A 10,711-nucleotide genomic window follows, 5' to 3' on the forward strand; every position below is an offset into this window, starting at 1 on the left:
GCCGGTCCGCGGCAACTGGGATCTCGATGTCGTCGTCGAACATGGCGGAGATCGCTTCGCTCAAACCCGGCGGCTTTTCCTGAAATGACCGACGCCGCCCTCTTCGCCACGTCCGCAGCCGCCCCGGCGGCGCGGGCGTGCGTGCATTGCGGCGAGACGATCCGCGGCGCAGGCGATGCTGCCTTCTGCTGTGCCGGTTGCGCCAGCGCCCATGCCATCATCGGCGCGGCAGGTCTCGGCTCCTTCTACCGCCGCCTCGAGGACATCCGCGCCCACAAGCCCGTGCCGCTCGACATCGATTTTTCCACATATGCCCGGCAGGCGGCACCGGATGAGGCCGAACTCGACCTGCTGATCGACGGCCTCGACTGCGCCGCCTGCGTCTGGCTGATCGAGAGCCTGCTGGCGCGCAACCCGGCCGTGCTGCGTGCCCGCGTCAGCCTGTCGACCCGACGCCTCTCCCTGCGCTGGCAGGGCGCAACCGCCGATGCCAACAGTCATGCCGGGCTGGTGGCAGCGCTGGGGTTCCGCCTGGCGCCCTACGAAGCGATTGCCGCCGCCGCGGACGACGATCGCGCCACGCGCGAGTTGCTGCGCTGCCTCGCCGTGGCGGGCTTCGCCGCCGCCAATGTCATGCTGCTGTCGGTGGCCGTCTGGTCGGGCGAGGACGGCTCGATGGGCGAGGCCACGCGCGCCCTGTTCCATTGGCTGTCGGCCGCCATCGCCCTGCCGGCCGTGGCCTATGCGGGGCGGCCGTTCTTCCGGTCGGCCTACGCCGCTCTCAAGGCCGGCCGGACCAACATGGATGTGCCGATCTCGATCGGCGTCACGCTCGCCTGCGTGATCAGCCTGCACGAGGCCTGGGCCGGCGAGCGCCACACCTTCTTCGATTCGGCGATCACCCTGCTCTTCTTCCTGCTGATCGGCCGCTACCTCGATCGCCGCGCGCGCGGCCGCGCCCGCCAGTCGGTGCGCGCCCTGCTGGCGCTGGCCAGCCGCAGCGCCACGGTCCTCGCCGCCGACGGCACGACCGCCTCGCGCCGCGTCGACACGCTGCGGCCGGGCGAGGTTCTGCTGGTGGCCGCCGGCGAGCGCCTGGGCGCGGATGGTGTGGTGAGCGAGGGTGTCTCGGCGCTCGATGCGGCGCTGGTAAGCGGCGAGAGCGTGCCGGTCGACGTCATGCCAGGCGCCAAGGTCTTCGCCGGCATGGTCAATATCGGCGCGCCGATCCGCGTCCGCGTCACGGCCGCGGGCGAGCACACGCTGCTGTCGGAGATCGTGCGCCTGGTCGAGGCGGCGGAGCGTGGCCGCTCGCGTTTCATCGCCATCGCCGACCGGGTGGCACGCGCCTATGCGCCGGTCGTCCATCTGACGGCGCTGCTCACGTTTCTCGGCTGGATGCTGCTGGGCGGACTTGCCTGGGACCGCGCCCTGGTGATCGCCACGGCCGTCCTGATCATCACCTGCCCCTGCGCCCTGGCGCTTGCCGTGCCGGTGGTCCAGGTCGTCGCCAGCACCCGCCTGCTGCGCGCCGGTGTCCTGCTGCTCTCGCCCACGGCGCTGGAGCGCTTCGCCGGAGTGAACCACGTCGTGCTCGACAAGACCGGCACCCTGACGCTCGGCCGGCCGGAACTGGTCGCGGGCGGGGGCGACGTCGAGGCCTTGCGGGTCGCAGCCGGCCTCGCCGGCAACTCACGCCATCCACTGGCGCAGGCGCTGGTACGCGCCGCCCCCGACATCGCGACGACGCCGGATGTCCACGAGCATGCCGGCCAAGGCTTGCAGATGGGCGACGTCCGGCTGGGCTCGGCACGGTTCTGCGGGGTCGCCGACGCCGTCGACGACGGCCTGTCGGAACTCTGGCTGACGCGACCCGGCCATGCACCCCTGCGCTTTGCCTTCGCCGACCGCCTGCGTCCCGACGCAGCCGCCGCGATCGCGGCGCTCGGCGCCGCCAACCTGCCGGTCGAGGTGCTGTCCGGCGACCGGCCTGCCGCGGTGGCGCGCGCGGCGGCCGCCGCCGGCATTTCGCACTGGCGCGCCGAGGTGACGCCGGCGGCCAAGGCCCGGCGCCTCGCCGAACTCGCCACCCAGGGCAAACGCGTGCTGATGGTGGGCGACGGGCTGAATGACGCGCCGGCGCTGGCTGCCGCCCATGCCTCGATCTCGCCGGCAACCGCCGCCGAGGCGACCCAGAACGCCGCCGACGCGGTCTTCCAGGGCGATGCCCTCTTCCCGGTCGTCGAGACGCTGCGGGTGGCGCGGCGGGCGGACCGGCTGGTCCGCCAGAATCTCGCCCTGGCGCTGCTCTACAATCTCAGCGCCGTGCCGCTTGCCGTCATCGGCGAGGTGACGCCGCTGATCGCCGCCATTGCGATGTCGTCGTCTTCCCTGCTGGTGATCGGCAACGCCCTGCGCCTCGGTGCACGGCCGCCGGTTCGCGAGGTGCGCTGATGGACAGCCTGCTCATCCTGGTGCCGGCCGCGCTCATCCTCGGCCTGATCGCCCTGGCGGCTTTCCTGTGGGCGCTTCGCAACGGCCAATACGACGACCCCGACGGGGCGGCGGGCCGCATTCTGTTCGACGACGACGATTGAGGAGAGAAAGATGTCTCATTGGATCATGGGGATCATGGCCGCCCTGTTCGGCTTCGTCGGCCTGTTCATGGCCGCGGGCGCGCGCGACGCCGGCATCCTGGGCTTCGGCCTGGCGCTGTCTCTGTTCGCCGTTCTGTTCTGCTGGTGGATGATCAAGATCGCCTACGACGAGGCGGAACAGAACGCGGCCGAGAACTGACCGCTTCCGCCGTCAGAGGTCGCGCTCCCAGAGGGCGCGCTCGGCGGCGCGCCGGCGGACCAGGCCGGGCAGCTTGTGGGCGCCGGCAAAGACCCAGCGGTCGAACTGCGGTCCGGCCTCGACGAGGCGCCCGGCATTGGCCAGGCGTCGCAGCGTGGAAGCGGCCAGTGCTCCCTCGCCGAGGTTGAAGGTGAAGCTCACCAGCGCATCGAAACACAGGTCGCCGAGCGGGACCTCGATCAACCGGCAGACGGCGCTTTCGTAGCGTGGCAGATCTGCGCGCAGCAGCGCCTCACCCTCTTCCGCCGAGAGCGGTGCCTCGAAGCGCTCGCCGGCCTGGACGACGTGTCCGTAGCCGACGGTCGGAAATCCCGCGGGGCAGACATAAGGCACGGGCGAGAAGCCCTCGAAGGCGCGGATCAGGGAAAGGCCGGCCGCGCCGGTCGCCCTTGGACTTCCCTGGGGACTGCCTTTGGGACTCATCCGCGCCCCCGTTCCTTGTTGAAGGTGCGGTTGCCGAACCAGAAGGTGACGATGGCGGCCCACACCGCCCAATCCTCCTCGCCCCACATCGACAGAAGCGTCGCGGCGGAGCCGCTGTGGTCCTGCTGCAGGATAACGAACTGCGCGGCCTTCACACCGGCATAGAGGGCGAAGAAGCAGAGCGTCAGGAAGGGCCGGACGACGGCGTTGAAGCCATCGACCCATTTCACGCCCGACGGCTTGAGAGCCGCGGCAAAGGCCGCCAGCTCGGTCTGGACATCGGCATGCGCGTTGATCTCGCCCATCTTGGCCGCGTGCCCGGCCTGGATCAGCTGGAGCTGGAAGGCGCCCTGCGTCCGGAGCATTTCGAGCTCCTGGACGTGGTTCTGCTTCTGCTCGAAATAGCCGAGCAGGCGCGGCGCCAGGGAGCCCAGAAGGCCGACGATGGAACCCAGTAGTGCAAGCATGTGTCACCTCACGAAAGATGAAGGGTTTTGGTGAAGAAGAACCAGGCGACGCACGACAGGCCGCCGATTCCGGTGGTCAGCATGGCCGCGAGCGTCGACCAGCCCAGCGCCTCGATGCGGCCGACCCGCTCACGAATGGCGCTGTAGCGTTCGGCGCAGACCGCCTCGTGACTGCTGAGGCGTTTGTCGATGTCGTGGATGTCGGGAATGGTCATCGGCCCTCCGCTTTGCCGGCAAATGAAAAGGGCCACCGGATGGTGGCCCTGCTGGATGGGTGTCGCTTATTCGGGTGTAAATGGGTGTATTTTTGGCTTGCCTATTTGGGTGTAAATAGGTGTATATTTGGCCATGAGCGCGTATTCCCTCGCCGCAGAGAGGCTTCACATCAGCCCGGAGATCCTCGGACTGATCGCCGAGATCGACGAGTTCAAGGGCGCCTGGCGTGCCCTGGGAACGCTGGCGCCGGAGCGACTTTCAGCGCTGCGCCGGGTCGCCACGATCGAAAGCATCGGCTCGTCGACCCGCATCGAAGGCAGCAAACTCTCGGACAGAAACGTCGAGCGACTCCTCGCCAATCTCGAAATCAGCTCCTTCGCGACCCGCGACGAGCAGGAAGTCGCCGGATACGCCGAAACGATGGAAACGATCTTCCGGGCCTGGGAAGACATTGCCCCGACTGAAAACCACATCCGGCAGCTGCACCGCGATCTTCTCGCCCGCAGTGAAAAGGACGACTGGCATCGCGGCAGCTACAAGACCTCACCCAACAGCGTCGCCGCGTTCGACGAAAACGGAAGGCAGATCGGCATCGTGTTCGAAACGGCAACGCCCTTCGACACGCCGCGCCTGATGGCCGAACTCGTGGACGGGTTCGCCGCCGCGCGCGGCCAGCGCCGCCTCCACCCCTTGCTCCTGATCGCCATGTTCGTCGTGATCTTCCTCGCGATCCATCCCTTCCAGGACGGCAATGGCCGCTTGAGCCGCATCCTCACGACGTTGCTCCTGCTGCAATCCGGCTATGCCTATATACTCTACAGTTCGCTGGAGAGCGTGATCGAGCAGAACAAGGAAGGCTACTACCTCGCGCTCCGGCAGACGCAAACCACGATCGGAAGCGAGGCGCCGGACTGGCACCCGTGGCTGCTGTTTTTTCTGCGCGCCTTGCAACAACAGACGACGCGGCTCGCAAGGAAGATCGAACGCGAGAAAATACTGTCCTCCAACCTGCCTGACCTGTCGCTGCGCATTCTCGACCATGTCCGCCAACATGGCCGCGTCAGCGTCGGCGACGCAATCAGACTGACGGGCGCCAGCCGCAACACGCTGAAACAGCAGTTCCAACGACTGGTCGAGAGAAATCATCTGGTTCGGCACGGCGGCGGGCGCACGACCTGGTACACGCTGCCATAAAGGTCCCGTGGATATCAGCGAAAGCTATCTCAAAGCCCGCGTTTGGACGGCTTTGCTGTTCTCAATCTGAAGACACCCGGACGTTACGCTTTTGTCTACTTTGTCTCAGGATGCACGCGGGGCCGACGTTGGATCGTCGGTCTGGTTTGGCTTTCATTTCCGTTCAGGTGGGGGCGGACAAACGCCCCCGGGGATACCTCCGGACCTGTAGCGGTCGGGAGGCTCATGCGGCCGGTTGGTTCCGCCGTCGTAAGGCTTCAACGCACGTCAAGGTCGTGCTGGCTGGTTGGGCGATCACCGCCCCTCGCGGGGTGCGCCTGCAGATTCTCGCGGCCTCACAGGGTGGCTGACAGTCGGAACAGATCATCGATCTGGTCTGTCAGCCCGACGGTCGCGGCGACCGCCCGCAATAGCGGATCGTCGCGATGAAATGTCGGCGAGAACCACAATTCCTGCGTCAGCACGTCCGCCTGGGCCACGGCGTCACGAACCTCCGTGAGCTTGCCGATGTGATGCAGTACCCGGATCAATGGCCGCGCGTGGCACTCGGCGGCACCGGATCGGCCAGCTGCGCCAGCTCGGCCTCGAAGGCTTCCTTGGTCGGCGGTGTGAAGCCTTCGGAGAAGAAGATATCCTCGTAAGTCTCTCCGCAGATGCTGTAGCCAGTCACGCCGAGCGCCGCGAGCGCCTTCCCCATGAGGATCGACTGTTCCATCAGTAACTCCAACTGTAGGTGATACCGCCGTTGGCGCCAGTTGAGTATCCAGCACCGGAGACGAACTGTTCCAAAGCGCAGAGATACGACAGCCCGTAGGGCTGGCCTGATCCCGTTCCCGTCGGAGAACCATATCCATGCGCGCCCGGACTTCCGGTCACCAATGCTTGGAACGTCGAGGATGAGTTGAACCCCACGCCCATGTTGACGTTTGATCCAGCGCCAGCCGAGTACACGGCGACCCCGAACGAGCCCGAAATTCCAACTTCTTTGAGCCCAGCAACGACGGTCACTCTGGAAGTCGCAAGGCCCGCTGCGGGGCGGGTTCCACCGGCGTAACTCCAGCCTCCGCTGTTGATGACCGAACCTGTCACATTCACTCGGTTGTACACATTCCAGACGCCGATGATCGCCTCGCCGAAACCGGCCGCGATCGAGCCCTTCTTGAAGTCAACTTGAGAGGAGGCGTTGCAGTAGATCGTACCGACATAGGTCCCTCGCTGCACCGCCGGCCCGTTGGTGATGTCGTGCTTGTTCACCCAGATGCCGTCGACTCTTTCGAGTTCGCAGGTGCCCGCGCCCGTGCCACGCTCCGCCGTATAGTTGGCCCCGGTGTGAATTCCCGACTGGGTTCCCGACGTGTTGATGAACGTTCCGGTCACCTGGTCGGCAAGACTGGTCGACAGCTTGAAGGTGTCGGCATCAACCCTGGTGACGAAATAGGTCCCGCCCACCACGACCTGGGCACCGGTGGGAAGGTTCCCTGTCGTCGACTCCGGCGTCCAGGTCGCTCCGTCATGGAGTCCGTGATCGACCCAGCTGACCACAGCGGGTGTGGCGACCGTGATGGTGAAGGTGCCGGCCTTCCGATGCTTCGGCCCGCGCGTCAGCCGCAGCGTGCCCGAGTCGTTCCACACGAATAGGTCGATGACCTGGTAGGGCCCGGCCGGCGCCGGGCCGGCCTTGCCGGTGCTGCCCTGGGTGAGATCGTTCGACCGCTCGGTGAAGGGCGTCGGAACGAAGGCGGAGCCGTCATGGATCGGCACGTTCGCGCCGACGTAGGGCGTGTAGAACACCGAAGCCTGGCCGGTCTGGTTGGCGGTCATCACCGGTTCTCCGGACACCAGCGTCAGCCGTCCCTGCGGCGCGACCGGCTGACTGGGAACGGCCCATGCCAGGTCCGTGCCGTTGACGCCCAGGAACTGCCCCGCCGCGCCCCGCGCCAGCCGTTTGTGCGCCGAGGCGTCGCGGGTCAGCAGGTCGCCCTGGGCCGACAGGATGTTCATCGGCTGGAGCTGCTGGATCAGGGCGAAGTTGCCCTGCTCCGTCGCCGGATCGCTGAGAGGATAGAGACTCACCCGGCTCACCCGCTCCTCAAGCTGCTGAAGCGCCATGTAGATCTGGTCGAAGCGCCGCTCGACGACCTCCGGATAATAGCCGCCCTGGTTGGAAAGCACGGTGGTCTGCGTATAAGGCACCGTCCGCAGCAGCGTGAGCTTCGTGCCAGTCGGGATCGGGGTGGCGATCGGATCGCCCGCAAGCGGATAGGTCACGCTGCCACCGGTCGCCCCGCCGATGCCGTCGACACTGTAGAGGCTGGGCGACAGAACGGTCTCGAGACCCGCGCCATCGGTGAAGATGACGGCGAGATGGCCCGCTTCGAGCACCGGAAAGGAAAAGGGCCACGCGCTGGTGGCCCCGTTGCCGTTGTAGATCACCTTGTTGGTGGTCGACGAGAGAGACATGTGACTCCTTTGGGGACTCCTCCCCCTGTTTCATATCCAGAAGCGGTGAAACGGACGGCCCTCGACGCCCCAGGCCTTCGCCGGGTCGATCGTGAAGCCGAGCCATGAAAGCCAGCGCACCGCCTTGGTGTGGCGGGCGTCGACCCGGTTCTCCAGATGCGGATAAAGCTCCCGCATCGCGGCCATCAACGGCCGCGACAGCCGCGCGACATCGAGCCCGAGGCCCTCGAAGGCGTCCGTCGCCAGCAGCCACGGGCAGCCCCTGCCCTCGACCAGCGACAGCGGTCCGACGCCCCACAAGGCAATGGGAGGGGCGATGGGAGGAGCGATCGGTGGGGCGATCGACAGGCCGTCGAATTCGCGCACCGCCCAGACATGCGAACTGAGTTCGTACGACCGGCGAAGCGCCTCGGCCGGCGCGAGGCCGGACGCGGCCCGGATCTCCTCGACATCGGCGGCACGCAGCCGGTCGCCGAGGCTGTCCGCGTCGGACCGGGACGCAGGCTCGATGACGAACCGCGTGGCAGTCACTCTCCGACCTCCAGCCGCGGCACGATGGCCACGATGGTGGCGGGCAACGGCCAGGCCTGGCGCACGAGAAGACGCCCGCCGCTGTTCCAGGACGGATCGACCAGCACGCGCTCGTCACCGGTGGTCAGCAGGGTCGGCGCGCCGAAGTTCTCGGCGGCGCGCTCTTTGACCTCGGTGAGGCGAGCGGCATCCGGTCCGATGGCGAGGCCGCGCGTGGCCTTCACCCGCAGGACCACCTCCTGCACGCGCTTGGCCCTGCCCTGCAGCGTGGGCGGACCCGCCTCGAGGTCGAGAGTCTCGAGATCGCAGATGTAAGGGAGCCCCGCCAGGATTCGGCCCGCTGCGCGCGGAATCGCAACCATGCCATTGACCACCGTCGCCGGAGGCTGGACGGAACCGTCGGCGAGGATCGCCACCGAACGACCCTCGAGGTGCCACAGGCCGGATAGCGTATCCTTGGCCATTGCCCAGTCGGAGAGCGCCACGGACTGAACGGCGACGGGAGCTGCCATGTCGAGCGTCGCGGCGACATGCGCCGAGTCGACGAACGCCGTCACCGTTGCGGCTGTTTGATCCTGGCCGGCGCGCAGGATGATTTTCTGGCCAGGGCTCGCCGCCGAGAACGGCGCATGACCTGACGCCGAGAGAGAGACCGCGTCACCCGCGGCATAGCCCGGCCCCGTCATCGCCAGGGTCTTTGCCGCGTCGGTATTCCAGCCATCGTCGCGACGCCCCGAATCGACGCACCACGCCGCGCGAACGTCCGCGACTCCTCCGCTCAGGAATTGGCGCGACACCAGACGCTCGACATAGCGGACGGTTTGACCCTTCACCGTGCGCCGCACCGAAAGGTAGAGGGCCGTCTCGTGCCTCTCCTGGATGGCGCATACGCTTTCGACGCTGCCGTCGGTGACATGACGCGACCAGGCGTAGACATCGTGTTCCTTGAGGTAGGTGAAGCCCAGCAGGATGCCGTCGGAGCGCACGCACCAGACGATCGAGTCGGGGTCACGCGCATATGCCCATTCCTCGATCTGCGCCCCCTCGAACAGGTGACCGGCCAGGATGCCGACGTCCTTTCCCTGCCAGGCGTCGGCACCCAGGTCGTAGGCGAGATCGCGAACCTTGCGACCCGACGGCGTGACGAACAGCGCCGAGTTGCCGCTGACGATCGGCGGCACGTGGGAAATCCCCGTGTAGCCCTGCGGCTTGAGGCTGGTGTTGGCGGGCGTAATGACGTCGGACTGGCTGCCTGCCCAGCACTTCCACTCGCCGCCGGACGTGAACACCAGCAGTGAGTTGAGGCTGAGCAGGAAGCGGATTTCGTTCACCTCGCGGCTGGCAATGGTCCGGGTGATGGCGTCGGAATCGCGCGTCGGCTCGGAGACACTCATGTTCTTGAAGTTCGCCGACTGGCTCGCCCACAAGGTCTGCGGTCCCTTGTCCGTGCGCGCGAACCATTGGCGGCCGTCATGCCATGTCGAACAGCCCGGCCAGTCGCCCGCCGCGGCGAACGGGTTGCGCTGGATCGGCGGTGTGTCGGACGTGTCGGGGGCAATATTGGTGTCGGTGAAGGTGCTCCCCGACTTCACCCGGCCGATGAAGCCGTAGATGCCGTTCTTGTACTTGTAGACGTTGTAGTAGGTGCAGCCCGCGACCGGCGTGAAAACGACACCTGAAACGGCGTCGGCCGCGCCCGTCGAGGCGCTGGCCAGGCTTTCCTCGCCGCTCTCATCGTTCACGGCGGTCATGACGTAGCTCTGGGCACCACCGGGATTGGTACTGGCTAGGCCGGTGGGCGCGGATGTATCCGGTGCAAAGGCGATAGCGACGAGCGTCCAGACGGCATGGCCGGTCCGCGTGAGATTGCGCGGCGCGTAGCCGGGGTGGGTGAGCGTCATGGTGTCGGCCGACTGCACGAACTTCAGGAGCGGCAGATCGGCCGACGCATAGGGCGTCGCCAGCGTATAAAAGCGCGCCGTCGTGCCGCCTGAAACCCACGCCGGCCAGGCCGACGTGTCGATGCCCGCAAGCTCGAAGGTCGTGGTCGTGGCGCCGGTGACGGTAAATCGCCGACGATTGACCTCAGCCATCGGGCCTGAGGGGCCCACCACGCCGTCGATCCAGACGTGATCGCCGTTGCCAAGGCCGTGCGGTGTCGCTGTCGTGACAATGCCGGGATTCGCCCGCGTGATGCCCGAGATCGCCGTCGCGGTCTCCAGCACATAGCCACCGTCGCGAATCACCCGCATCTTCTGGTGCGCGAACTCCAGCACGTAGGTCTCGGCCGTGTTGAACTGGAAAGGGATCAGCCGGGACCGGACCGCCGGATCCACGGCCTCGCCGACGAATTCCGTGCCTGCCCGGGTGCTGGCGCCGCCGAAGGGATGGATGAACCAGTTGAGGCACGTCGCCAGTCCAACCTGGTATTTGGCGAGATCGACGCGGCCATGCAGGGCCGGCGAAATCTCGCCAGCCGCGAAGCTCGGCAGGATGAGAGGGGTCGGCATGTGGAAGGCTCCCGAGAATTCGTTGCTTCGAGACGTTGCGGCCCAGGAACGGTC

At 66.9% G+C, this 10,711-nt stretch carries 12 protein-coding genes; 4 read left to right on the forward strand and 8 right to left on the reverse strand.

The window, feature by feature from the left end:
- The first annotated feature begins 84 nt into the window (after window positions 1-84).
- Genes EPO55_RS17645 through EPO55_RS17655 form a run of 3 tightly spaced genes read left to right on the forward strand, consistent with a single transcriptional unit; the run spans window position 85 to window position 2,796 of the window.
- Window positions 85-2,454, forward strand: a complete 2,370-nt coding sequence (locus EPO55_RS17645; RefSeq protein ID WP_296338361.1) for a copper-translocating P-type ATPase — start codon at window positions 85-87, stop codon at window positions 2,452-2,454.
- Window positions 2,454-2,597, forward strand: coding sequence for a cbb3-type cytochrome oxidase assembly protein CcoS (gene ccoS / locus EPO55_RS17650; protein ID WP_296338362.1), 144 nt, complete (start codon window positions 2,454-2,456; stop codon window positions 2,595-2,597). The genes EPO55_RS17645 and ccoS overlap by 1 nt, the downstream gene beginning before the upstream one ends.
- 10 nt (window positions 2,598-2,607) lie before the next feature.
- Window positions 2,608-2,796 (forward strand): hypothetical protein, encoded by a 189-nt coding sequence (locus tag EPO55_RS17655; protein ID WP_296338363.1) that lies wholly within the window; start codon window positions 2,608-2,610, stop codon window positions 2,794-2,796.
- Window positions 2,797-2,808: 12 nt separating this feature from the next.
- Here EPO55_RS17655 and EPO55_RS17660 read toward each other — a convergent pair whose 3' ends face one another.
- The 3 genes from EPO55_RS17660 to EPO55_RS17670 are packed head-to-tail and all read right to left on the reverse strand — an operon-like array spanning window position 2,809 to window position 3,961.
- Window positions 2,809-3,279, reverse strand: a complete 471-nt coding sequence (locus tag EPO55_RS17660) for a lysozyme (protein ID WP_296338364.1) — start codon at window positions 3,277-3,279, stop codon at window positions 2,809-2,811.
- On the reverse strand, window positions 3,276-3,746 hold the full coding sequence (locus EPO55_RS17665; protein ID WP_296338365.1) for a hypothetical protein: 471 nt from the start codon (window positions 3,744-3,746) through the stop codon (window positions 3,276-3,278). Before EPO55_RS17665 ends, EPO55_RS17660 begins: the two co-directional genes overlap by 4 nt.
- Before the next feature lie 8 nt (window positions 3,747-3,754).
- On the reverse strand, window positions 3,755-3,961 hold the full coding sequence (locus tag EPO55_RS17670) for a hypothetical protein (RefSeq protein WP_296338366.1): 207 nt from the start codon (window positions 3,959-3,961) through the stop codon (window positions 3,755-3,757).
- 133 nt (window positions 3,962-4,094) lie between these two features.
- On the opposite strand from EPO55_RS17670, the gene EPO55_RS17675 reads away from it, so the two are divergent.
- Window positions 4,095-5,156, forward strand: a complete 1,062-nt coding sequence (locus tag EPO55_RS17675) for a Fic family protein (RefSeq protein WP_296338368.1) — start codon at window positions 4,095-4,097, stop codon at window positions 5,154-5,156.
- A 335-nt stretch (window positions 5,157-5,491) separates the two neighbouring features.
- Here EPO55_RS17675 and EPO55_RS17680 read toward each other — a convergent pair whose 3' ends face one another.
- The 5 genes from EPO55_RS17680 to EPO55_RS17700 are packed head-to-tail and all read right to left on the reverse strand — an operon-like array spanning window position 5,492 to window position 10,657.
- Window positions 5,492-5,686 carry a hypothetical protein gene (locus EPO55_RS17680; protein ID WP_296338369.1) on the reverse strand — a complete coding sequence of 65 codons (195 nt, stop codon included), beginning with the start codon at window positions 5,684-5,686 and terminating at the stop codon, window positions 5,492-5,494.
- The gene (locus EPO55_RS17685) at window positions 5,683-5,871 is read right to left on the reverse strand and encodes a hypothetical protein (protein WP_296338370.1); all 189 of its coding nucleotides are present in this window, start codon (window positions 5,869-5,871) and stop codon (window positions 5,683-5,685) included. Before EPO55_RS17685 ends, EPO55_RS17680 begins: the two co-directional genes overlap by 4 nt.
- The gene (locus EPO55_RS17690) at window positions 5,871-7,616 is read right to left on the reverse strand and encodes a hypothetical protein (protein ID WP_296338372.1); all 1,746 of its coding nucleotides are present in this window, start codon (window positions 7,614-7,616) and stop codon (window positions 5,871-5,873) included. Before EPO55_RS17690 ends, EPO55_RS17685 begins: the two co-directional genes overlap by 1 nt.
- Before the next feature lie 30 nt (window positions 7,617-7,646).
- The gene (locus EPO55_RS17695; RefSeq protein WP_296338373.1) at window positions 7,647-8,147 is read right to left on the reverse strand and encodes a hypothetical protein; all 501 of its coding nucleotides are present in this window, start codon (window positions 8,145-8,147) and stop codon (window positions 7,647-7,649) included.
- The gene (locus EPO55_RS17700; RefSeq protein WP_296338374.1) at window positions 8,144-10,657 is read right to left on the reverse strand and encodes a hypothetical protein; all 2,514 of its coding nucleotides are present in this window, start codon (window positions 10,655-10,657) and stop codon (window positions 8,144-8,146) included. The genes EPO55_RS17695 and EPO55_RS17700 overlap by 4 nt, the downstream gene beginning before the upstream one ends.
- Window positions 10,658-10,711 lie beyond the last annotated feature (54 nt).

This window comes from Reyranella sp., from assembly GCF_004296935.1.
GTDB lineage: Bacteria > Pseudomonadota > Alphaproteobacteria > Reyranellales > Reyranellaceae > Reyranella.

Excerpts from the sequence above, each read along its gene's own strand:
- EPO55_RS17645 (WP_296338361.1), top strand. The coding sequence starts at position 85 with ATGACCGACGCCGCCCTCTTCGCCACGTCCGCAGCCGCCCCGGCGGCG.
- ccoS (WP_296338362.1), top strand. The coding sequence starts at position 2,454 with ATGGACAGCCTGCTCATCCTGGTGCCGGCCGCGCTCATCCTCGGCCTG.
- EPO55_RS17655 (WP_296338363.1), top strand. The coding sequence starts at position 2,608 with ATGTCTCATTGGATCATGGGGATCATGGCCGCCCTGTTCGGCTTCGTC.
- EPO55_RS17660 (WP_296338364.1), bottom strand. The coding sequence starts at position 3,279 with ATGAGTCCCAAAGGCAGTCCCCAGGGAAGTCCAAGGGCGACCGGCGCG.
- EPO55_RS17665 (WP_296338365.1), bottom strand. The coding sequence starts at position 3,746 with ATGCTTGCACTACTGGGTTCCATCGTCGGCCTTCTGGGCTCCCTGGCG.
- EPO55_RS17670 (WP_296338366.1), bottom strand. The coding sequence starts at position 3,961 with ATGACCATTCCCGACATCCACGACATCGACAAACGCCTCAGCAGTCAC.
- EPO55_RS17675 (WP_296338368.1), top strand. The coding sequence starts at position 4,095 with ATGAGCGCGTATTCCCTCGCCGCAGAGAGGCTTCACATCAGCCCGGAG.
- EPO55_RS17685 (WP_296338370.1), bottom strand. The coding sequence starts at position 5,871 with ATGGAACAGTCGATCCTCATGGGGAAGGCGCTCGCGGCGCTCGGCGTG.
- EPO55_RS17690 (WP_296338372.1), bottom strand. The coding sequence starts at position 7,616 with ATGTCTCTCTCGTCGACCACCAACAAGGTGATCTACAACGGCAACGGG.
- EPO55_RS17700 (WP_296338374.1), bottom strand. The coding sequence starts at position 10,657 with ATGCCGACCCCTCTCATCCTGCCGAGCTTCGCGGCTGGCGAGATTTCG.